This is a genomic window from Anaerovibrio sp. RM50 (genome assembly GCF_000622005.1).
Classification (GTDB): Bacteria; Bacillota; Negativicutes; order Selenomonadales; family Selenomonadaceae; genus Anaerovibrio.
Genome location: NZ_JHWV01000001.1, coordinates 212,127 through 236,415 on the forward strand (window position 1 = coordinate 212,127; position 24,289 = coordinate 236,415).

18 protein-coding genes are annotated in these 24,289 nt (G+C 46.4%); 1 reads left to right on the forward strand and 17 read right to left on the reverse strand.

What is annotated here, in order from left to right; all coding sequences use genetic code 11:
• Positions 1-43: 43 nt before the first annotated feature.
• The 6 genes from T525_RS0101115 to cobI form a co-directional block, all read right to left on the reverse strand.
• Positions 44-775, reverse strand: a complete 732-nt coding sequence (locus T525_RS0101115) for a YebC/PmpR family DNA-binding transcriptional regulator (protein WP_027396357.1) — start codon at positions 773-775, stop codon at positions 44-46.
• 282 nt (positions 776-1,057) lie between these two features.
• Complete coding sequence (gene tyrS, locus T525_RS0101120) at positions 1,058-2,281, reverse strand: tyrosine--tRNA ligase (RefSeq protein WP_037324746.1); 1,224 nt, start codon at positions 2,279-2,281, stop codon at positions 1,058-1,060.
• A 54-nt stretch (positions 2,282-2,335) separates the two neighbouring features.
• Entirely contained in the window at positions 2,336-4,432 is a 2,097-nt protein-coding gene (locus T525_RS13840; RefSeq protein ID WP_051533322.1) for a transglycosylase domain-containing protein, read from the reverse strand.
• 66 nt (positions 4,433-4,498) lie between these two features.
• Complete coding sequence (locus T525_RS0101130; RefSeq protein WP_027405653.1) at positions 4,499-6,874, reverse strand: endonuclease MutS2; 2,376 nt, start codon at positions 6,872-6,874, stop codon at positions 4,499-4,501.
• Positions 6,875-6,893: 19 nt separating this feature from the next.
• Positions 6,894-9,398: a DUF3656 domain-containing protein gene (locus tag T525_RS0101135; RefSeq protein WP_027405654.1), complete on the reverse strand. Its 2,505-nt coding sequence runs from the start codon at positions 9,396-9,398 to the stop codon at positions 6,894-6,896.
• A gap of 141 nt (positions 9,399-9,539) precedes the next feature.
• Positions 9,540-10,238, reverse strand: coding sequence for a precorrin-2 C(20)-methyltransferase (gene cobI / locus T525_RS0101140; RefSeq protein WP_027405655.1), 699 nt, complete (start codon positions 10,236-10,238; stop codon positions 9,540-9,542).
• Positions 10,239-10,415: 177 nt separating this feature from the next.
• Between cobI and trxA the strand changes: the two genes are divergently transcribed.
• Positions 10,416-10,730: a thioredoxin gene (gene trxA, locus T525_RS0101145; RefSeq protein ID WP_027405656.1), complete on the forward strand. Its 315-nt coding sequence runs from the start codon at positions 10,416-10,418 to the stop codon at positions 10,728-10,730.
• 116 nt (positions 10,731-10,846) lie between these two features.
• Here trxA and deoD read toward each other — a convergent pair whose 3' ends face one another.
• The 11 genes from deoD to T525_RS0101200 all read right to left on the reverse strand — a co-directional run bounded on the left by deoD (position 10,847) and on the right by T525_RS0101200 (position 24,289).
• Entirely contained in the window at positions 10,847-11,560 is a 714-nt protein-coding gene (gene deoD, locus T525_RS0101150) for a purine-nucleoside phosphorylase (protein ID WP_027405657.1), read from the reverse strand.
• A gap of 35 nt (positions 11,561-11,595) precedes the next feature.
• Positions 11,596-12,243: an HAD family phosphatase gene (locus T525_RS0101155; protein WP_027405658.1), complete on the reverse strand. Its 648-nt coding sequence runs from the start codon at positions 12,241-12,243 to the stop codon at positions 11,596-11,598.
• Positions 12,244-12,407: 164 nt separating this feature from the next.
• A complete protein-coding gene (gene nrfD / locus T525_RS0101160) occupies positions 12,408-13,613 on the reverse strand; it encodes an NrfD/PsrC family molybdoenzyme membrane anchor subunit (protein WP_027405659.1) in 1,206 nt (401 codons plus the stop codon).
• Positions 13,614-13,615: 2 nt separating this feature from the next.
• On the reverse strand, positions 13,616-14,413 hold the full coding sequence (locus T525_RS0101165; protein ID WP_027405660.1) for a 4Fe-4S dicluster domain-containing protein: 798 nt from the start codon (positions 14,411-14,413) through the stop codon (positions 13,616-13,618).
• A 15-nt stretch (positions 14,414-14,428) separates the two neighbouring features.
• Positions 14,429-15,919, reverse strand: a complete 1,491-nt coding sequence (locus tag T525_RS0101170) for a [FeFe] hydrogenase, group A (protein WP_027405661.1) — start codon at positions 15,917-15,919, stop codon at positions 14,429-14,431.
• A 152-nt stretch (positions 15,920-16,071) separates the two neighbouring features.
• On the reverse strand, positions 16,072-17,301 hold the full coding sequence (hydF, locus tag T525_RS0101175; RefSeq protein WP_027405662.1) for a [FeFe] hydrogenase H-cluster maturation GTPase HydF: 1,230 nt from the start codon (positions 17,299-17,301) through the stop codon (positions 16,072-16,074).
• Position 17,302: 1 nt separating this feature from the next.
• Positions 17,303-18,721, reverse strand: coding sequence for a [FeFe] hydrogenase H-cluster radical SAM maturase HydG (gene hydG / locus T525_RS0101180; protein WP_027405663.1), 1,419 nt, complete (start codon positions 18,719-18,721; stop codon positions 17,303-17,305).
• A gap of 5 nt (positions 18,722-18,726) precedes the next feature.
• The gene (gene hydE, locus T525_RS0101185) at positions 18,727-19,782 is read right to left on the reverse strand and encodes a [FeFe] hydrogenase H-cluster radical SAM maturase HydE (protein WP_232219171.1); all 1,056 of its coding nucleotides are present in this window, start codon (positions 19,780-19,782) and stop codon (positions 18,727-18,729) included.
• Positions 19,783-19,927: 145 nt separating this feature from the next.
• A complete protein-coding gene (locus T525_RS0101190) occupies positions 19,928-21,196 on the reverse strand; it encodes a hypothetical protein (protein ID WP_027405665.1) in 1,269 nt (422 codons plus the stop codon).
• A gap of 214 nt (positions 21,197-21,410) precedes the next feature.
• The gene (locus tag T525_RS0101195) at positions 21,411-22,718 is read right to left on the reverse strand and encodes a metallophosphoesterase family protein (protein WP_027405666.1); all 1,308 of its coding nucleotides are present in this window, start codon (positions 22,716-22,718) and stop codon (positions 21,411-21,413) included.
• Positions 22,719-22,975: 257 nt separating this feature from the next.
• Positions 22,976-24,289 (reverse strand): (Fe-S)-binding protein, encoded by a 1,314-nt coding sequence (locus T525_RS0101200; RefSeq protein ID WP_027405667.1) that lies wholly within the window; start codon positions 24,287-24,289, stop codon positions 22,976-22,978.

The following is a 24,289-nucleotide window of genomic DNA, read 5'->3' on the forward strand; positions in this document are numbered from 1 at the left end:
AATCCCACTAACAAAATAAGCGGCCCGCAGGCCGCCATATTTCTTATTCTTCATCCATCTCGTAGTTGCCATATACTTCCTGAACATCATCGTTGTCATCGAAGGCGTCCAGCATTTTCTGCATGTTGACAACATTCTCGCCCTCAACCTTAACGGTATTGTCCGGAACCATGGTGATTTCAGCAGAAGCAGTTTCAATGCCCTTGTCAGTCAGCGCCTGAAGGATGTCATCAAAGGCATCAGGCTCACCGGTGATTTCAAAAGCATCATCCTCAGCCACGAAATCATCAGCTCCGGCTTCCAGAACAAGCTCCATAAGAGCATCCTCATCATCGAAGGCTTCCTTCTCAACTACGAAAACAGCCTTCTTGTTGAACATCCAGGATACACAGCCATTGGCGCCAAGAGATCCGCCATACTTGGAGAAGATATGACGCACATCTGCTGCAGTACGATTGCGGTTATCAGTGAGGATATCCAGCATAATTGCAGTACCGCCAGGACCGTAGCCCTCATAGGTCATCTCCTCATAGTTGCTGCCATCAGAGGCACCCAGGCCCTTCTGGATTGCACGATTAATGTTGTCCTTTGGTATATTGTTGGCTTTAGCCTTGCTCAGGGCCAGCTTAAGACGCATGTTACCGGTTGGATCGGAACCGCCCATGCGGACAGCGATAGTAATCTCACGGCCGATTTTAGTGGTAATCTTGCCGCGGATAGCGTCGTTGGCACCTTTCTTTCTCTTAATATTAGCCCATTTAGAATGTCCTGACATTACTGAAAACTCCTTTTATAACTTTTTCTTGGGACAATCCCCAAGGTATATTTCACAGATAGTTAGTATAGCACAAATGACAAATTTTAGCCACTTTTACATTTATCTAAGGCCAGATGGTGGTACAACGGGGAACGCTCGCGCTCTCTAGTTTGCCTAGCGGTACTAAGCTCATGCTGCGCCTTTGGCTTGCATTCACTAAGTACCAAGGCAAAATATGTCCCCTTTTGCACCACCATCTGTCCTTTAAATAAAATCAGACCTATTATTCAATATTTTTCCTCATATCTTGAGCAAACGATAGAATTTCTTCTTGCCCTTCTTGACGATGGCTTCCCCATCGGTGAAGTCACTGTCAGAAAGTGCATATTCAGGGTCGCTGACCTTTTCATCATTCAAGGACAGGCCGTTCTGCTGAATGAGGCGGCGGGCCTCACCCTTGGAGCCAAATACCTCTGCTGCCACCAAAACATCCACCAGCTTCTTGCCAGCATCCTCTGCGCCGAACTCAATAGTAGGCATATTTTCGCTGGAACCGGAGCCACCAAATACAGCCTCAGCAGCAGCCTTGGCCTTGTCAGCCTCCTCCTGGCCGTGAACCAGCTTGGTAACCTCGTAAGCCAAAATCTTCTTGGCCTCGTTAATCTCCTGACCCTCAAGGGCACCAAGACGGCGAACTTCATCCATTGGCAGGAAGGTCAGCAATGCAAGGCAACGCTCCACATCAGCATCATCAACATTTCTCCAGTACTGATAAAAATCATAAGGAGAAGTCTTCTCTGCATCCAGCCACAAAGCACCACCGGCAGTCTTGCCCATCTTCTGGCCATCGCTCTTTGTCAGGAGAGTGAAGGTAAGACCGTATACAGCATCACCTGTAATACGACGTGTCAGTTCAACGCCACCAATAATATTTGACCACTGGTCGTCACCGCCCATTTCCAGCTTAAGGTTATAACGGCGATGAAGCTCCAGAAAGTCATAGGACTGCATTATCATGTAGTTGAACTCCAGGAAAGTCAGTCCCTTCTCCATGCGGTTCTTGTAGCACTCAGCTGCCAGCATGCGATTAACGGTAAAGTGGGCGCCCACCTCACGAAGCAGCTCGATATAGTTCAGCTTGCGAAGCCAGTCACCATTGTTTACCATCAAGGCCTTGCCGTCACTAAAATCGATAAAGCGTGCCATCTGCTTCTTGAACTGATTGCAGTTGTATTCAATGTCCTCGTCAGTAAGCATCTTGCGCATATCACTGCGGCCGGATGGATCACCTACAGTACCAGTTCCGCCGCCTACCAGACATACAGGCCTGTGGCCTGCCTTCTGGAGGTGGGACATAACCATCAGCCCCAGAAAATGACCTACATGAAGGCTGTCAGCAGTTGGGTCAAAGCCAATATAAAAAGTAACCTTCTCATTCTCAAACATTGCACGGACTTCATCTTCATTGGTGCACTGGGCGATGTAGCCACGCTCCTTAAGTACATCAAAAACACTTGTTGCCATTATTGTATTTCTCTCCTTAAACCTGAAAACAGGATAGTTATTTGTTAAATATTATTAGTTTGCCGTTTTCCCGGCAGGGGCTGTTGGGGAAGGGGTCGGAGCTGGAGTTTGGGCCGGAGCCGGACTAGGCTTAGGCTTGTTGCTGTCAGTGTTGGCAGGCTTATCATTGGCCTTCTTGTCATTAGTCCCCTTCGTATCCTTGCTCTTCTTTTCCTTTGTGTCCTTCTCCTTGGCTTCTTCCTTTACAGGAGCCTCTACACTGGTAAGAACAGCACCATCAAATTTCTTCACTGGCATTCCCGCCAGAGCCTTGGTCATAAAGGCCTTCCAAATTACTGCAGGAGTCGTACCACCGGTCATGGTGCCCATGCGCTGGTTATCATCAGTACCAACCCAGACACCCACCACCAAATCGGGAACATAGCCCACAAACCAGGCATCATGATAATCGCTGGTGGTACCAGTCTTTCCAGCTGCAGGGCGGTCGATATTGGCAGCAGTACCAGTACCACGGGCCACAACTCCCATCAGCATACTGGTAAGCTCATTGGCAGTGGTCTTTTTGAGAACCTGCTTGCTCTCGGTTCTTTCCTCCTCCAGCACCTTGCCATTGCGATCAAGGACCTTGATTATAGCTGTATGATTTACATGTATACCATCATTGGCAAAGGTGCAATAAGCACTTGTAAGCTCCAAAGGTGTAACGCCACGGGTAAGGCCACCAAGGGAGGTGGACAGATTCCCATCATTCTGGGTTCCCTCTGTTACAAAGGTGGAAATGCCCATTTCCTTGCCCAGATAAATAACCTTGTCAATACCTACATCCTGGGCCACACGAACAGTTGGTACATTCAAAGACTGTTCAGCTACATAGCGCAGGGAAACCTTGCCATTAAAATTGCGGCTGTAGTTCTGAGGGGACCAGCCGTTAATATCCAGCGGCTTATCCTCAATAATAGTTGACGGAGTATAATTTGACTCCAAAGCAGCGGCAAACACAAATGGCTTGAAGGCTGAGCCAGGCTGTCTCTCAGCCAGAACAGCGCGATTAAACTGGTCAGTGCCACGGCCGCCAACCATAGCCTTAATATAGCCCGTATGTGGATCTATGGCCACCAGTGCCCCCTGAGGCTGCTTGATGCCATTGCTCTCAGACAAATCAGGAAGGTTCTTCATAGCTTCCTCGGCAGCCTTCTGCATATCAATATCCAAGGTGGTATAGATTTTCAGACCTTCCTTGTATACAGCATCAGCTCCATACTTTTCAATCATGGTCTGAGTCACATAGTCGATAAAATAAGACGCCTCTCCCCCGGTCTTGGAAGTATCCTTTACCAGATGGAGCTCCTCATTTTTTGTTTTATTTGCAGTAGATGAGCTGATATAGCCGTACTTGGCCATCTGATCCAGCACAACAGCCTTGCGCTGCTGGGCCGCCTGCATATTGTTGGCTGGTGAATAATAATTAGGACTCTTTGGGATACCTGCCAGCATAGCACATTCGCTGAGATCCAGGTTCTCAACATCTTTGCCAAAGTAGGTCTTGGATGCTGCCTGTACACCATAAGCACCATTACCAAAATAAATCTGATTCAAATAAAGCTCAAGGATTTCCTCCTTGGTATACTGATGCTCCAGCTGAATAGCCAGGAACATTTCCTGAATCTTACGCTTAAAGGTACGATCCTGGGTAAGGTAAGCATTTTTAGCCAGCTGCTGGGTGATGGTGGAACCGCCCTCTGCCACACCCTGGCTGGTAATATTGGACCACATGGCACGCATAATTCCCCGCGGATCAATGCCGGAATGTTCATAGAATCTGGCGTCCTCTACAGCAACGAAGGCGTTCTTCAAATTCTCGGGAATCTGGTTCATTTTGACTGGAACGCGGTTTTCGTCAGCGTGTACATTGGCAATCTCATTGCCATTTATATCGTAAATCTGGGAAGATGCCGGCGGTCTCACATCTGCAAGGTCCGCCTTTGTATTCAATGTGGCTGTAAGAAATCCGCATCCCACACCAATAATCATTACAGCTATTATTGAAACAACAATTATCAGGATTCGGCTTGCACTGCTACTGCCAGTGGGCTTCTGTGGCTTCTTTGCCTGTCTAGCCCGCTGCTGAGCCGCACCTGTACGTTTTTCCATGATAGACCTCCTTATACACATATACGGTACTATTCTATCATAAATAACACTTTTTCGCGAAATATATTATTTAAGAGTTACCAATGTCGCACCAGTGCCACCCTCGCTCATATCGGCGAAATTAAATGCGGCCACGTTTCTGTGATGCTTAAGATACTCATGAACACCCTTTCTCAGGGCTCCCGTTCCCTTGCCATGGATAATAAGCACCTGGGACAGGCCGGCCATAATGGAGTCATCAATAAACTTGCCCAAAATAACCTCAGCCTCGTCCACCATCATGCCACGAATATCTATATCGCGATGAGCCTCCTGGGTCTTGGAAATAAAGCTGCTGCCACCCTTTGATTTACTGCCATTGGAGGCTGATGGCTTCTCCTTCTTGCCTTTTTCCACAAACTTGCAGGCAGTGGCCTTCATGGTGGTCTTCATGGCCCCCAGCTGAATCTCCAGCTCCTTGCCATGAACTCCCAAAACTGTTCCCTTCTGATCCAACTTTGTTACATAAATAATATCCCCGGCTTCAATTGTCTTCAAATCAATAGGCTTTCTGAAGGCCTTTGCGGAAACGATACCAGGACGAACGCGGCCTGCCTCTTCATTCAGCTTGTTTCTGGCATCCTGAATGGCCTGCTGACGCTTCTGAATACCCATATCATTAAACTGCTCCTTCAGCTGCTTAATGATTTCCTCGGATTCCCGGCGGGCACGGCGCACCAAAGCAGAGCCTTCATCCTTGGCCTTGCGGATGATATCTGCTTTTTTCTGGGAGAGCTCTGTGCGCATGGCCTCGGCCTTGGCCTCCATTTTCTGGGCTCTCTGGAGCTTGGCCTCGATGTCGGCATTCATCTGCTCATACATCATTTTCTCTTTTTCCAGCTGATTAATAACCTTCTCAAACTGGGCATGGTCTGCCTGTATCAGCTGTTTTGCCCTGATAACCAGAGCTTCACTAAGTCCCAGACGGCGGCTTATAGCAAATGCATTACTTGCTCCCGGTATACCAGTAAGCAATCTATAGGTCGGTCTGAGGGTATTGACATCAAATTCCACACAGGCATTTTCAATGCCGTCACGGCTAAAGGCGAAGGTCTTAAGCTCTGAATAATGGGTGGTGGCCATAACAGTTGCCTTAATATTGAGAAGCTGCTCCAAAATGGCCATAGCCAGAGCAGCACCTTCCTCCGGGTCAGTGCCTGCACCCAGCTCATCCAGAAGCAGCAAATCATCAGATTCCACCTTGCCCAAAATCTCCACCAAATGGGTCATGTGGGCAGAAAAGGTACTGAGGCTCTGCTCGATGCTCTGTTCATCACCAATATCTGCGTAAATATTGTTGTATACAGCAATCTGAGAGCCGTTTTCCACAGGAAGGAACAGACCTGCCTGGGCCATCAGAACCAAGAGTCCAAGGGTCTTCATGCTGACGGTTTTACCGCCGGTGTTTGGCCCCGTAACCAACAGCATATTATAATCAGCACCAATGGCAATATCTATTGGTACCACCTTGTCGCTGTCGATAAGAGGGTGACGGGCAGACAGCAGGGAGGTGGCCCCATTATCACTGACCACAGGCTCCACTGCCTTCATTTCACGGGCAAGTCCGGCCTTGGCAAATGTGAAATCGATAAAGGCCAAAATATCGCAGTTTTCCATAAGAATATCGTCCTTACGGCGAATCTGGCTGGAAATATCCCTTAGAATGCGTTCCACCTCGTGCTTTTCAGCTGCCACCAGCTGTTTAATGTCATTGTTAAGGTTTACCACCGCCATTGGCTCCACAAACACGGTGGACCCGCTGGCAGACTGATCATGGACAATACCCGGGAAATACTGGCGGTATTCCTGCTTAATAGGCACCACATAGCGGTCACCGCGCATGGTGACAATAGCATCCTGAAAATACTTCTGATACTCCGCCGAATGAAGTATATTATTCAAATGGTCCTTGATGCGGGCCTGGGAGGTCTTTACTTCACGACGAATACGTTTTAGCTCCACACTGGCATCATCGCGGAGATTGCCATGCTCATCCACGGTATTTTCCAGATTGCGCTCCAATTCACCCAGAATCTCCAGACCCCGGGCCCAATTTTTGAGAATAGGGGCATCCAGCTCCAGCTCCTTGAAAAACTTTTTTACCCCCCGCATGGCGTACATTGTGGTAAGTACATCCATGATTTCAGATGTTTCAATAATTGCACCAATGCCTATTTTCTTCATCAGCTCACGGATATCACGGATCCCCCCCAAAGGAGGACTGGCCATGGAGGACACCATAACGGCCTCTGCAGTCTCCCGCAGTCTTTCCCTTACCTCATCTATATCGCTGCTTGGCTGAAGGCCTGCCGCCAGCTCCTTGCCTAAAATGGAGCCCGCCTTATTTTGCAGACGCTCCAATATTTTTTTATATTCTAAAACCTTAAATGAATCCTGTTCCATCTATAACCTCAAAAATATATTACTCCACGCCCCTAAAGTAATGGCCCCGGGTAATGTTATCCCCCTCAAGGGCCTCAGCCACGGCTTTTTCCCTTTCGCTGAGCTCCCCGTCAAAGGCCATATACTTCCTGTAATTGGCAATGGTTTTCTTTAATTGGTCAGCACTCATATAACGTGCCTCTATTCTGAGCTGGCTGATACCCATGGCACCAAATTTCATGGCATGGGGCAGCATGCTCAGTCTGTTGCCGTTTAGAACGTGCATGTGACAATACTGGTCCATAACCAGCGGGAATTTTACATCCTTTCGGTCCTTCAAGAAGAACTGCTTGCCACTGTTAACGCATGGTGCAGCGCACTGGCCGGTATGAAGGCCTCCAATAAAGCTGCCGGTGGCACAATACTCCGATACCATCAGCTCCATATTGCCATCCACAATACAGGAAAGAGGCATATCACTTTCCTTGGCCAGCTTTTCCACCTGGTTCAGAGTCAGCTCAGGAGAAAGGGTTGCCGCCTCCACTCCCAGCTCCTCCAAATGCTGCAAAGTCTTAAAATTGTAGGACACCAGGGAATAATCTGCGTGTACAGGAATATCAGTAAGCTCCCGTACCGCCGCCAAAGTACCGATATTATGAACATTTATGGCATCAGGCTTGTAGGAAGCCACGGTTTTAAGCCATGTATGAAAACCATTCAGCTCATTGTCCCTAATGATTCTTGGGGTATTAAAGGCAATTTGGGCACCATTCTGACGGGCCATGGCCACAGCCTTTTCGTACTGCATTGGTATAATGGCCTCATGGTGATAGGAATCACCGCCAAAAACCACCCAGTCTGCCCCGGCAAACAAAGCCGCCTGCAACAGCTCCATAGTGTCCACCACAGCGGTAATACCAGACTGGACCCGTTTCTTGGTCTTGGTCTTATTTAACGCCGTTGTATTATCTGGAACCGGCTTTGTCTTAAATTTGGAAAGCCGCTGATTTTCCAGCATTTCCACAGCTTTTCTTCTGGCCTCGTTGATTTCGCTTACTGGCACCATAACGTTGCCTACAATATCACATTCCAGATTCCTTAGTTCAAATATGGAAGTACCCAGTCGGGACACCTGTTTGTTAATGGTTTCCTCATTTAGTGGCCTTTTAATGGCCTCCTGGCCAATAAAATCTGTCCTGCCTTCGCCCTTATAGCCATCAGCATCGGTCATGGTTATGGTCAAAGGCTCACCTACAGCAGCACTGACTTTCACATCCACCGATACCCTGCGCACAGGAGAACCGGTATTATAAAAGCCCTTGGCCCACTCCATAAGAGGGGCATCATACACCTTAAAGGCCCTGTCATGCTCAAATACCCGGGAATCCACCGGAAAGCTCACCACAGAACCATTTTGGGCCTGCTCCACGGGCACCATATTGCGGTTTTTGCCGCCTTTGACAAGGTGAAGCTCCTTAATAGTGGCAGTAACGCGGCCGCCTACCTTTACCCAGAAATCCACCTGATCCCCGACAGATAAACTGTCTGCCAGCTTCATGGTCACAAAGCCAGTGGCACCGTCATATTCCATAACCCGGCCCAGCATAATACCACGATTATTTGGACGGCGGTCACTCATCATATTGCGGCCCTGCTTTTTTTCCAAAAATGCCGTGGTGAAATCGCGATTAAAGACCTGAGCCAAATCGTGTCTTGTCTTGTCCGTCACCTGAAACTTCCCGGCGTAATGGCTGTCAATGACCTGACGATAATTATTCACCACAATGCCCACATACTCAGGACGTTTCATGCGGCCCTCAATTTTAAGGGAAGCCACCCCGGCGTCAATAAGCTGGGGAATCAAATCTATGGCGTTCATATCCCTTGGACTGAGAAGATATTTTCCCGCCGTGTCCTTAAGCATGTCATTATCATTCTCGTCAACCAGAGTATATGGAAGACGGCAAGGCTGGGCACAGCGGCCCCGATTTCCCGAACGGCCACCAATCATGCTGCTCATAAGGCACTGACCGGAATAACACACACACAAAGCACCATGGATAAATACCTCTATCTCCACGTCACAGTTATCAATTATATGTTTAATTGCCTCCAATGAAACTTCACGTGAAAGCACCACCCGGGTAAAGCCCAGCTTCTGAAGGGCCAGTACCCCATCAAGATTGTGCACCGTCATCTGGGTGCTGGCGTGAAGGGGAAGATCCGGCACTATTTCACGTGCCAGCTTGGCCACCCCCAGGTCCTGCACAAGGATAGCATCTGCCCCCGCTTCATAGAGAAAGCGGAGATAATCAGCCAGCTGTGGCAGCTCCTGATCATCAACGATGGTATTAACGGTAACATTAATAAGGACATTGCGCAAATGGGCTGTTCTGATAGCCTCCCGCATGCCTTCTTCATCAAAATTATCTGCATAGGCTCTGGCACCAAACATATTTCCTGCCAGATAAATGGCATTGGCGCCGCTTTCAATTGCTGCAATGAGGGCTTCCTTACTGCCGGCCGGGGCCAACAATTCAACCATAACTGCATCCTCCAAATCTATATAAAAACAAAATATGCACAAAAATCACATCATATCATTATAACGCAATTGAACAATTTTTACCATACATAAAAAGACCTGCCGGATTATTCCAACAGGTCTTAATACTCTACATGAATTTTAGTCGCGCTTTGTAAGAATAGTGGACAAATAGTTCAGCTTCTTGTCCTTGTTGGCAGCCACATCGGTGATGATTTCCTCATCAGGAAGGCCGCAACGGCTTACCAGTGTAGCATTCTTCAACATGGAGGCTTCATCGAGATTATCCACCACCTGGGAGAAGTTCTTGTACACCTTCATGATAACTGCATTGTCACAGGTAGCAAGGGCCTTCTTCAGCTTTTCCTCGGAAACGGTGGCAGGGATAATACTCAGAATGTCATCCCCCTCCACAATGGAGCGGCCAAGGTAGCTGGCAATGGCACAAAATGCAGGAATGCCCGGAATAGTCTCAATATCTGCCCCAGCCTCTTTGAGACGGTTATAAACATAGATATATGTGCTGTAGAACATTGGATCACCCAAGGTCAGGAAAACAACCTGCTTTCCTTCCTCCAGCATGGCCATAATCTCAGCCTTGTTCTTGTCCCAGGCGGAGGTGTCCTCAGAGAATCCCTTAACCATAGGATAAATCTGATAAACGATCTCCGTATTTTCACCAATATAGCGCCGAGCAATATCCAATGCTACACTGCCCTCCTTCTTCTCGGTTCTTGGTGCAATAATAACATCTGCGCCCTTAATGGCATTAACAGCCTTCACAGTCAGAAGCTCGGAATCACCGGGACCTACGCCTACACCAAACACTTTACCCTTCATGTGTATATCACTCCTTAATGAATCATTCTTTTTTCATAAATGCATAGTATATTATGCCTATAATCTATCATAACTATAATAGCACAAAATACTTTACAAGTAAGGAATTTTTCTTTAAATTAAAATTGTAATGAGAAAATTTCCGTTTTTATATAACACTAAAGGAGGCAGACAACTATGGCAGAGGTAAAGGTTACCAAGGACAATTTCCAGAAGGAGGTTTTGGAATCCGATATTCCGGTTATTGTGGATTTCTGGGCAGAATGGTGCGGACCATGCAAAATGATGGCCCCTATCCTTAAGGAAATTGCCGATGAAAACGAAGGCTCCATCAAGGTGGCAAAAATCAATGTGGACGAGGAATCCTATCTCTCTTCCCAGTATGGAATAGTAAGTATTCCAAGCCTGTACTTCTTCAAAAACGGCAAGGTGGTAAACCAGTACATTGGCTTCGTACAGAAGGACTTTGTCCTTAAGCTGCTGAATGAATGACATTTTATACTAACACGAAACAAAATAATCACACAAAAACGCTATTACCGGCTGTGAGGCATATCACCATTGCTTCAGCAGATAATAGCGTTTTTCTTATGTTATTTCTTATATCATCAAATCTTGGTCTGGATAATGGTTTCCAGAGCGATTTTTACCATGTCATTAAAATTAGTCTGGCGCTCGTCTGCCGGAACAGCCTCCTTGGTCAAAAGGTGGTCAGAAGCAGTAAAGATACCCAGGCTCTGAACACGATACTTGGCTGCCAAAAGATACAGTGCAGCAGTCTCCATTTCTACGGCCAAAATGCCATAGTGACGGAGCTTGTCATTATCAATATCATCGTCATAGAAGCGGTCAACGGTAACAATGTTGCCCACCTTGGTAGGAATGTTCAGCTCCTTACCCACCTCCATGGCCTTGCTCATCAACTCATAATCTGCCAATGGGGCATAATTAATGGTTGGCCCGAAAATATTGCGGATAATGGAGGAATCCGTGGTGGTTCCCTGGGCAATTATAATATCACGAAGATTGATATTTTCATGCATGGCTCCACAGGTACCTACGCGAATAAGCTTTCTGGCACCATATTCCCTTATCAGCTCAGTCACATAAATTGAAATAGACGGTATACCCATACCAGTACCCTGAACGGATACAGGCACTCCCTTGTAGGTTCCGGTGTAACCAAAGGCTCCACGGATTTCATTATAACACTTGGCATCCTCCAAAAAATTCTCCGCTATATGCTTGGCACGGAGAGGGTCTCCCGGAAGCAATACTCTTTTGGCAATTTCGCCGGCCTGTGCTCCAATATGCAAACTCATTTAAAAAATCTCCCCTTTCGCTTTCCTTGCGTAAATCAAACTATTATTTCATCATGGCTTTTTACAACCCTGTCGGCCCCGGATAAATCCTGGGCACCGGAATTAGGATTGTAATAACCAATACAATGCATTCCTGCTGCTCTGGCTGCAGTTACCCCTGCAAAGGCATCTTCGATGACAGTACAGTTTTCCGGTTTTACCCCAAGCTTTTCTGCCACTGTAAGAAAAATTAAAGGATCCGGCTTGCTTCGAGGCAATTCATCACCGCTGACCAGCACCTTGAAATAATCCCGAAGCTTGAAGCGGTCCATCACCAGATTTATCATCTCCATGGTAGACGAAGAACCAAGCCCAATAATATAACCCGCCGCCTTAATGCGGTCCAGGAGCTCCCTCACCCCCGGCATGGCTTTTACAGACTCATCCTCCACAAGCATTTTCTTATAAAGCACATGCTTACGACGGGCCAGCTCCTGCCATGAAACAGGGCACTTTGGATTTTCCTCCACCATAGTGCCATAAAAATCCTTGCTGCTGCGTCCCACAAAGGTGGCCAGCCGCTCATCGGAAATATTTATGCCATACTCTGCCAGCACCTGCTTCTTGGCCTTGGCATGAATGGGCTCACTATCGTAGATAACCCCGTCCATATCAAAAATAAACGCTTTTTGCTCTTTATCCATTCCAATCGCTCTGCTCCTGTTTTTAATTACCCTAAAAGTATAACATATCCGCCATACACTGAAAAGAATGAAACTATTCCAACGGCATACAAAAGAGCTGCGCCAAAATCTTTTCAATTTCGGCACAGCCCTTGAAATCAAATTATGAAATTACGCCACACACATTAACGTCTCTTGGTACGGAGCAATGCCCAGATAAGGTTCTTGATATCCTTATCCTTGTCAATTTTGACCTGAACAGCCCGCTCATTGCCAATAATATTGAAGTTCTCAACGAGAAAGCAGTAAATAAGCACGCCCATGGAAATGAGGCCGACACTGACAACAATTTCACCCAGTCCAGGGAAGTAGGAGCCAGACTCATACATGGAGGTAAATACACAGTTAAGGCGGTTAAGGATAACACCAAAAACTGTGAGAACCGCGTATGTGAGAAGACCGCCCTTCTTCTTGCTGAGAGGACTGACTATTATAACCAGAGGAATCAGTATACCAAAGAGCATTTCTACACAATACATATTGCTCTGGAGCCCGCCCTGGAATACATAATTCCATTCGTGCTTCTCAAAGAGGTCATACAGCTTCAAAAGGAGATATACAAACATCATGCCGGCACCTATGCGGGTAAGCTTCAGCATAATATTATGTGGAATCTCATGACCATAGGCGGTCTTTGCCAAAGTTGTCTCGATGGTAACCATGGCAGAACCGATGAAGAAGGAGGACAACAGGAAGTACAGCGGGAGGAATTCACTCCACCACAGTGGGAACATCCTCTCCCTCATAATCAGGAACAGACCACCCAGTGAAGACTGATGCATTACAGGGAAGATAAGGCCGATTACAACAAGAACAGGCAAAATCTTCACAATGTACCGGTGCAGCTTCTTTCTCAGTACACGCTCGGTAATAATCTCAAAAAACTCAATGCTCAAAACAGTGGTATAAATGGAAATACACCAGAATACCTCAAAAAGCACCGAAGTGTAGCCCCAGGAAACGAAAGGCCGCCAGAAGTTAAACCACTGTCCAATATCCAGGAACAGACCGGCCATAACCAGTATATAGCCGAGCAAAGATGTAAGCAGGGCGCCGCGGGCCACTACATGGAATTCCTTGTAGCGCAATATACTTACCAGCAGTGCTGTGGAGTAACCACCACCGGCAAGGGCAACGCCGCACATTACATCGAAGGCAATCCACATGCCCCATGGAGTCTCATCTGTCAGGTTGGTTACATACTGGAAACCTGTCAGAAGCCTGAGGACAACTGCGACTACCATTAAAGCTACTAAACCAGTCAGAACAAATCGGGTTGGAGTTATGGTAAAGTCCCATCCTAAAATTCTAAAACACTTATGTACCTTCATGCTCAACCCTCCTTATCCTGATCGTCATCATCATGAGGATCGTGAATCTGATTTCTGTTCTTGTCCACACGATAATTGTAGTATGCGATTCCCGAAAGGAACAATGCCCAGCATGCGGCAAGGCCAGGAACCTTGGAGAGATAGCTCTTGGTATAACTTGTAACTGGTACGTTGGAAACATCCTTGAAGCCCAATTCCTCAAATGGAACATCTGAGATATAGAGCCACTCAGCGCCTCCCACTTCATGCTCGCCATATACCTGGTTGATATATCGGCTATCGGAATTTATAATCTCATGAGCCCTTTTAATCAGCTCATCCCTATCCCCGGACATTAGAGCCCCAGTGGTGCATGCAGATACGCAGGCGGGAGCATCCCCCTTCTGCAACCGACTGTCACACATCTGGCACTTTGAAACCTGCGGGAACTGCTCGTTCCACTGATACTTAGGGATAGAGTACGGACAGGCCACCAAACAATAGCGGCAACCCACACACAAATCCGGATAATAAACAACTGCTCCGGTCTTTTCGTCCTTCTGAATAGCCTTGGAGAAGCAAGCTGATGCACAGGCAGGCTCTTTGCAATGGAGGCACTGCTTCTTGACAAACCTCAGCTTGTCATTTTTCTCCCCATGGAACTCCTGAATAACAGTCCAGCGATTGTCATCAAGATCCACATTGCCATCATCTTTTACATTTCTTGGCTTCGCCTTGAAATTAAGATTGTTATAACGCTTGCAGGCCACAGTGCAGCCTTCACAGCCAATACATTTTGTAATATCTACTAATACAGCCATCTACACTCACCCCTCTCAATCAAACAACCGGCCGTGCCGATTGACAAAGGTTGTATGCAAGTATTTCTCAGCCTTTTCGCTGAGAGGCTTGCCGAAGAATTCCCTGTAGATGGACTGAATTTCTGCATTATCATGACTGCAGCGCTTTTCGGCTCCCGTATCTTCCTTGTAGATAGCCTCAATACGCTTTTTCTTGGCCTCCACTGCATCCATGCTCTTTGGCTGACCGCCGCCGCCGATGCAGCCACCCGGACAGGCCATAAATTCGATAAACTGCCACTTGCTGCTGCCCGAGGCCTTAATACCATCAAGAAGCTGACGAACATTTTCAAGACCATGGCAGACTGCAATATTAACAGCACCCACCCCTGGAATGCTGGCAACAGCTTCCTTCACTGACTGCATACCGCGAATTGGTTTCCAGTCAAGCAAATCTGCCGGTGGATTGGAGCCAGTTGCCAAATAATAGGCTGTGCGGACTGCTGCCTCGGTAACACCGCCAGTGGCACCGAAAATGCGGCCTGCACCGGTGGATTCACCAAGAATGGAATCGTATTCCGCCTCAGCTACAGTATTTAAATCAATCCCCTTATGCTTCAGCAGCACTGCCAGCTCTCTGGTGGTGAGAACGTAATCCATATCCTGCTGGCCGTCAACCTCCAGCTCCTCACGGGCCACCTCAAACTTCTTGGCAGTACATGGCATAATGGAAACATTAACAATATTTGACGGGTCAACGCCAATCTTATCCGCATAGAAGGACTTTATGGTGGCACCCATCATATTCTGCGGTGACTTGCAGGTGGAGAGATTATGCATCAATTCAGGATAGAAATACTCGCAGTACTTCACCCAGCCAGGACAACAGGAGGTAAGATGCGGTATCTCATCCTGTTTCTTGGTGAGACGATGAACAAACTCAGAGGCCTCCTCCATAATAGTCAGATCTGCAGCAAAGCAGGTATCAAATACTGAATCAAATCCTGCTGCTTTTAAAGCCCCAGCCATCTTTTTGCCAACACTGGTCCCCTGAGGCATGCCAAACTCCTCACCCAGGGAAACCTTGGTAGCAGGAGCTGTCTGAACCACCACGTGCTTGGTATCATCATCGATAGCCTCCAATACCTTCCTCACATGGCTCTTTTCCGTAATGGCACCAGATGGACAGTTCATAATGCACTGGCCACAGCCTACACAGGCAACCTCCTGCTTCAATGGCAATGGGTAATTTCCATACACACCCATTACATTTTTGCAGGCATCCACGCACTGACCGCACAAAATGCACTTTTCGTCATCCCGTTCAATGGACGGATTGGTGGCACTGATAGCCACACGTCCCTTTAAATTTACAGGGAAATCACCTTTTCCCTCATACTGACTGGACACCCAGCCATCGCCCCCGGAGGGCTTCCCCTTACAGCCGGAAGCCATTACCCCGAAACCCAGGACGCCAGATCCGGCCACAACCTTTAAAAACTTGCGCCGTGACATCTTGTTACTCATACATATACTCCCCTAACGTCTACTACATAAAGACATGTACACAATTGACACAAAATTCGCACAATAATCTCTATTTATTATTTTACCACTTTATAATAAAGAAAAAAATACTTAGTTTTTATGAAATTATTAAATTTTTAAATACTGACAGCCTACATAACAACCTTATCCAGAATTCCCGTAAGATGTGCAATGGCCACACCGTAGTTGGTCATTGGCACAGAGGCTGCTTTTGCCTTATCAATTCTGGACAGCACATATCGGCGATTAAACATACATGCCCCACACTGGATGACCAAATCGTACTTCGCAGGGTCCTCCGGAAAATCCGTGCCGCTGACCACATCCACATGCAAAGCTTCCCCAAACCGCTTGCGAAGGAGACGTGGTATCTTCACCCTGCCTATGTCCTCGGCCAGAGGTGCATGGGTGCAGCATTCGGCAATAAGGACTCTGGAATGTTCATTAAGGCTGTCAATAAAACGGGCTCCCTCAATATAATACTTTAAGTCTCCCTTATAGGCCGCAAAGAGCACAGAAAAAGAGGTGAGTCTGCTTTCCTTTGGCTTATGCTCATAAACAAATTTGAAGGCCTGGGAATCCGTAATAATCAGCTGAGGTGCGTCCTTCAGTCTGGACAAAGTATTCTCCAGCTTATCCGTAGTAGTGGAGACCACGGTGCATTTTCTGTCAAGAAGCTCCCTGATGGTCTGAACCTGGGGAAGGATCAAACGGCGCTTTGGTGCCTGAATATCCTGAGGCATTACCAAAAGCACCAAATCATTCTCCTTTACCAAGTCGCCCGTGATAAAGGTATCATCGTAATCCTCCGGCATCAGTTTGGAAAGAGCCCCTACTATTTTGCCTCTGGTGTCTTTTTCTTCAGGCCCTTCAGCTCCATTACAGTCCGCCACCAAAAGTACATTATTATCACCCCGAAGTTTTTGGGATATTTTTTCCTTCAGGACATCTGCCTCAGAGCGATTCCCAAAGGAATTTATCAAGCATAAAACAGGAACTTTTTTCTTTTGGAAGTTTTCCAGCATCCTGTATTCCTCTGCCAAATCCCTCTGGTCATTGGCGGCAAATACAAGGATTGCCACATCCGTTTTTTCCATTGCCAGCTTTGTTTTCTCAAGACGCTGGGCCCCTAAAGCTGTGCTGTCCTCAATGCCCGGAGTATCAATAATGACACAGGCCCCCAATGGGCTGATTTCCATGGCCTTATATACCGGATCCGTAGTGGTACCCGCCACCTCGGAGACAATGGAGGTATTCTGTCCCGTTATAAGATTTATTAGGGATGATTTGCCGCTGTTTGTTCTGCCAAAGATTCCTATATGGAGTCTGTTGGCGTTTGGTGTTGAATTTAACTCTGCCATATTAAAACCTGAAGTCCCTCTGCCCTTCGCTTATTTCTGCCAAATGCTGGGCTGCAACCTTACGAACCTTTTCATTTGGAATCTTCTTCAGTTCTTCCTCAATCATGGCCAGGCCCTTCTTCTTGGTATCCTCGCTGGCATAATCCTCCAGATACTCCTTTAAGGTCATAAGGGCATTGGGGTGACAGCAGTTAAGGATCTGCTTGCTCTTGCACAGGGACATGAAGCGGTCCCCAGTGCGGCCCTCACGGTAGCAGGCTGTGCAGAAGCTAGGCACATAGCCAAGGGTTATGAGCCAATTAAGTACCTCGTCCAAGGTGCGTCGGTCACTGACATCAAACTGGGCTGAGTTATCCTCCTCCGGCTCCTCCTCATAATAACCGCCTACACTTGTACGTGATGCCCCGCTTATCTGGGAAATACCCAGTTCCAAAGCCTTTTCCCTTACAGCCTTGCCCTCACGTGTAGAAATAATCATACCAGTATAAGGCACTGCCACACGAATAAGGGCAATGATTTTCTCAAACATTTCATCGCTGATACCATTATCGAAGGCTGATGGATCAATATCATCCGCCTTTTTTACCCTTGGCACGCTGATGGTGTGTGGCCCTACTCCGTGGGCTGCTTCAAGATGCTCCGCATGCATTAACAGTGCCGCAAATTCATAGCGATAGCTTTCCAGACCGAAAAGTACCCCCAAGCCCACATCATCAATGCCGCCTTCCATAGCCCGGTCCATGGCCTCGGTATGATATGCGTAATCATGCTTTGGCCCCGTTGGGTGGAGCTGCTCATAGGATTCCTTGTTATAGGTTTCCTGGAACAATATATAGGTGCCGATACCGGCGTCCTTCAGCTTGCGGTAGTTTTCCACTGTAGTAGCGGCAATATTCACATTTACCCTACGGATAGCACCGTTCTTGTGCTTGATATTGTAAATGGTATCAATGGCCTCCAGCACATATTCAATAGGATTGTTTACCGGATCCTCCCCCAGCTCGATGGCCAGGCGCTTATGGCCCATATCCTGCAATGCCATTACCTCACGGCGGATTTCATCCTGGGTCAGCTTCTTGCGGCTGATATGCTTATTTTTTGCGTGATACGGACAGTAGAGACAGCCATTTACACAATAATTGGACAGATATAAGGGAGCAAAGAGTACAATACGGTTGCCGTAATAATCCTCCTTAATCTGCCTCGCCAGAGCATAAACCTCCTGAAGCTTTTCCTCATTATCACAGGCCAGAAGCACTGATGCCTCACGATGAGTAAGGCCCTTCCCCAGCCTTGCCTTGGCAATAATGGCATCTACTACTTCCATATTGTCCTTGTTATCATCGGCATACTTCAAGGCAGCCCTGACTTCCTCGTCAGCAATAAACTCCTCGGCCTTCATAGATTTCACATCATACATTTAAATCACCTATAATCTCCCCGGTCACACACAATACTGCAACCGATTTTATTTACCCTGTTTTTAAGACACTCTATACACTCTGCGGCCTCTTCCCCAGTGCAGATTTTCTTGTCATATAGAGCATATTTTTCTCTTACCCTCTTTGGGGAAAGGTTTGGCATTACCACATTGGCTCCTGCCATAAGGCCCTTTTCCCGCCCCATGGGATCAATGGTACCTAAAGCTGTGGTAGCCGGCAATAGCACCCGTGGCAGCAGTAGTCTGATAATAGACAGCAAAGTCACCGTCATATCCACTGTCCCCGCCTTTTTATTTGCAAATGGGGTATCATGCTGTGGAATAAAGGGGCCAATTCCCACCATGTGGGGATTCAGCTCCCGCAGAAACTGCAAATCATCATATAATGTTTTGGTGGTCTGCCCTGGGGAGCCCACCATAAATCCTGCTCCCACCTGATATCCTATATCCTTAAGGTTTCTCAGACATTCCTTACGATTCCTCAGAGACAAATTCTTGGGGTGAAGACTTCTGTAATGGACCTCATTGGCAGTTTCATGACGCAAAAGATACCTGTCAGCCCCCGCCTTATAAAAAGCCTCATAGCTTTCCCTTGACTTCTCACCAATAGATAAGGTCAGGGCACAATCCGGAAATTGTCCCTTAATGGCTTTTATCAAATGACATATTTTTTCATCTGAATAAAATCCATCCTCGCCCCCCTGAAGCACAAAGGTGCGAAATCCCAAGCGGTAACCTTCAGTGCAGCAGTCCATTATTTCCTCATCTGAAAGGCGGTATCTGTCAGCATTTTGATTATCCCGGCGTATGCCGCAATAATAGCAGTTGTTTCGGCAATAATTGGTAAATTCAATCAGTCCACGAATAAATACCTCATTGCCGTAAATCCCACGTCGAACCGCCAGAGCCCGCTCTTTAAGGTAATCAGCCTCATTTCCCTCCAGAAGATATTGAAGCTGCTCAAGGGTAATATTCTTTTTTGCTTCAATTTCATCTATGACAGAAATAAAACCACCCCATAAAAAGTAAACTGCCAGCAATAAATAAAGCTAAACCCACGTATACTATGGTATTACTTTTGGGCTTTTTTATCAATATATAGACTTTTATTATTTGTATGACATTTTTCTATAAAAAAACAGCACCACAAATGCTGCTACAAATGTGATGCTGCTGTTTTATCACTTAATCTCTTATATAAAGCTCGTCTTTCTGGCCTTTAACATATCTTGCTGGTAAATCCGCATCAAACTCATAGCTTACCATGTGGTCACCACAGAAGGTTCTGTCGTTGCAGTGTTTTACACAATGGCGGTTGTTCCTGCCAAATACCTTTTCCATACGGATTTCATCCTGACGTCTTGCACAATATGGATTATCGCAAATAGAATACTTACCAATAGGCATGTGGTTGAAGCTTTCTATCATGGCGTTTAGAAGGGATTTCCGCATTGCACGCCGCCAGCTTGGCCCAGTACCTATATCACCAATTATCGGAAGATGTATATTGAAGGATGATGAAGTTCCTCTTGACAAATATTCTCCACGATCGATATATTTTCCAGTTGCTACGTCAATAGCCCTTACAGACAGTCTGAAATCACTCTGACGGGTAGCACCAAACACCTTGTACTTTTTAATGCTCTTTAAAGGCTTAATGTTAAACATTATAAGGTAGTCATACCCACCCAGGCCTTCATCCTCTAATTCTCTGACAAATCGAACATAATCATCTTTTGGCAGAGTTGTAAGATGAGGAGTAAAATCATAGGAGTTATCAGCGCCCAAAGTATCATAATCAACAACAAACTCAGACTTTATATTATCTTCTGATGAGCCAAACCCAAGACCACCATTAAATCCATATACTTTAGATGAACCATCACCATTAGCACTGGCACCACCAGAACCGCCACTCGCACTGGCATTAGCATCAGATTCACTTCTTGACCATGTGTAGCCAAGAGAGACTCCATCACCATGTCTTTCGATTGTACTATCTCTAGTAATTACTTTTCGTGGAACCCTTTTATACATATCCTCCAGCTTCTCAAATTCCAAAGCCAGTACGTCATGTGCTTCAGATAATATATAGGTATCTCCGGTATTTCTACGGCCCTGATGTATATGTCCACCTATGGATTCAATTCTTTCCACCGGATAACGTGAACCTGGGAATTTTGTATGAAGAACGCGACGAATATAACCCATAGTTTCATCGTCCAGCAACGCCTCATAATCACCAGTGATAATATACCCTACTTTTATGCCTTCCTGGGGCTCGTACTGGAAATCCCACTTCTTGGACTGGCTTTCCATTTCCTGATGATAGGCTACATCATTTCTATCAAGGTTCACAGTTGTTGCAGCATCAGCAGCAGCAGGTGAGCCAATCGTCATGCCCGAACACAGGAGCAGAGATGCCATCCCCGCTACAATATGTTTCTTTAGCATATTCCATTTCCCCCTGTCAGTAAAAATATATTACAAAGAAACATAACATCATTAATTAAATTTGGGTATATATCTACCCATATAAATATTACCATAATATTTCACCCATTACAAACCACCATCTAAAAGAATATGAATAATTACAGGCAATATAAAAAGTGCCCACACAGGCTTCTAAGGCCCATGGGAGCACCTTTGGTTAAATTAAGTTACCTTATTTTATTACCTTGATTTCATCAATTTGGGTTCCGTCCGGCAGGAAACAGCGGAAGATGATTTCATTCCCCTCCACATCCATGGTAAGGTAGTTGTCAGTTTCCGGCTGGGGAGCCACCACCTCATCCAAAGCATGATCTGTCCACAGACGGTCATAACGTACGTTACCAGATAAGCCACACAAAATATACAGTGGACCATTAGGGTCGTGCTTTCCCTGTATAATATGTCCACGATTTCTATAGGTATGGAGGTGCCCTGTTAATACAATATCTACATTATATTTTTCAAAAATAGGCATGAATAACTGCCCTTCCTCTGAAAAGCCCTCCTTACGTTCTGGCATTCTGGCAATACGATATTGAAGAACATCCTTATGCATCAGGACAATCCTCCATGGCTTGGTTGTACGTTGCAAATCCTTTTCCAGCCAATCCGCCTGCTCATCCATTAATCCTGATTTAAAATTCTTAATTTCTTTTTCTACTGTTCCTAATACAGCAAAATGAACCTGCCCATAATCGAAGGAATAGTAGTAGCGATTGAAGTCCTTACTGCTATTCTCAGGAACATTGAAAAAGCGCAAATATGCCATAGGCAGCTGTTCCTTCCAGTCACGATTGTAACATTCGTGATTACCAATTACCGGAGCAAACGGAATCTGGTCAATAATTCCCTCCAGAGCGCTGAACCATGCCCTCCACTGGCTGCTGTCCTCACCATTATCCACCAAATCCCCCAGATTGGTGAAGATTTCCGCTTCAGGGTGACGCTTCATGGCATTTTGGGCCACATTCCGCCAGTCACTGTAGTCGCTTGATTGGGAATCCGTGAAAATAAGCATAGAAAACTTGTTTTTGTCATTGGCAGCTGTTTGCACAGGAAACCATTTACTTTGGCTGCTGCCATCCTCAATGGCAAATTCATACTGGGTGTCCGGGGCCAAATTATCCAGAAGGGCAGAATACTGAATGTGATTTTCCCCGTCATCAAAAAATGAATCGTCCTGAACTGGAACCAACATTTCCCGTTTCTTGTCATTTTGCAGTCGCAGACGGATTTGAGGATTACTCATATAGTCCGCTGCCTGCCACATAATTCTTCGGCTTGCGGCATTGTCTGACGTTATCATCTGACGGAGATATTGAGCCTGTTTATCCTGCAAAAGCCCTCGGGCCTGATTTTCTATATCACGGCCAAGGGAGGTTTTTCTCAATGTAAAAATACCGCCCCCAAAAGCCACTGCGCCAATTCCCGCCATGAGCTTAATGAAACTGCGACGGGATATTTTTTTATTTTCTGTCATTTTTATCAATCCTGTTTTAAATAGCAATTATCATCGTTGTACTATTCTATCAGTTAAAGTATGCTCCAAGTCAAGTTATATTTTTTTTAGAATATCGCCCACCATAAGCAAGATTATAGTTCATCTTCATCTTTCAGATTTGATTTACTAAAATTTCATAGTAAAAGCCAGCGAGAATCTGATTGATACTCACTGGCTTTTCTGTTTATGTTCCGCTTAATTTTAGCTTAGTCCAGCTAAGTTAAATTGAGTCTGCTTTACTTCTGTTTACCCAACTTATAGGACTCTGCCAAAAGCTGGATTGGGTGGTAAACTACCTGTGGCATCTTGTTCTGAACGATACCGTCAGTTATATGCATGCGGCAGCTTGGGCAGCTGGCACACACGTAATCCGCATTGGTAGCCTTGATATTTTCACACTTCCTGTCATTAATCTGACGAGACAGCTCATAATGGGCCAAACTGAAGGAACCGCCGGAGCCGCAGCAACGGTCATGTTCTTTCATTTCCACGAAATTAATTCCAGGAATGGATTTCAAAATCTCTCTAGGCTGCTCCGTTACATGAATACCACGAACCATGTGGCAAGGGTCATGCATGGTAACGGTCTTGTTGATTGCCCCCAGATTATCTGTCTTGTAGCCGGTCTCCACCAGGAACTGGCTGATTTCACGGACCTTGTCCGCAATGGCTTGGGCTCTGGCTGCCCAATCCGGCTCATCCGCCAGCCATTTTGGATAGTCCTTAAGGGCCTCAACGCAGGAACCACAGGCACCAACGATATAGTCGCACTCAAATCTTTCAAATACCTCAATATTGTGCTTGGCCATTTCGTTGGCCAACTCAAAGGCGCCGGATACGTGAACCGGGGTACCACAGCAATGCTGAGCTCCCGGCAGAATAACCTCGTTGCCGTTTTCCGTCAGCACATCGATAACGGCCTTGCCCATATCAGTGTACATAAAGTTTATTGTACAACCAGTAAAGAAGGCCACCTTATGCTTAGGGTTATCCACCTTGATAACAGGCGGGAACTCAGATCTAAGTGGCGTGGCTGCCAATGGGGCCGTTGCTCTGTTAGGGTCCATACCCGGCATAGGCAGTCTGGAAAGAACCGCATTTTTATCAGGAATATCCTTAAATGTCAGCCAGCCAAACATACCGCCCATACGAAGAACTGTATTAAACAACGGACGATTGGAAAGGAGGCTGAATACTGTCTTTTTAATAGGATTAAGGCCCCTCGCCTTTATGGTGGCATGACGGCCGCGAAGTATCAGCTCATCAGCCTTAACACCGCAAGGGCAGTTGGCAGCACAGGTCTTGCACGTAAGACACTGGGCCATCATAGAATCAAATTCCTTGGTTATTTCAAGCTTGCCGCTGAGAATTGCCTGCATCAGGGAAATCTTGCCCCTTGCTACAGAAAATTCCTTTCTGGTCTCCCGATAAATAGGGCACCCCGCCTGGCAATTACCGCATTTCATGCAATTGGCCAGAGCATCATCTATATCCTTTAGCAGTGTGGCGTCATGCTTGTTAATTTCCTCTGCTGTGATTTCATTAGCCAT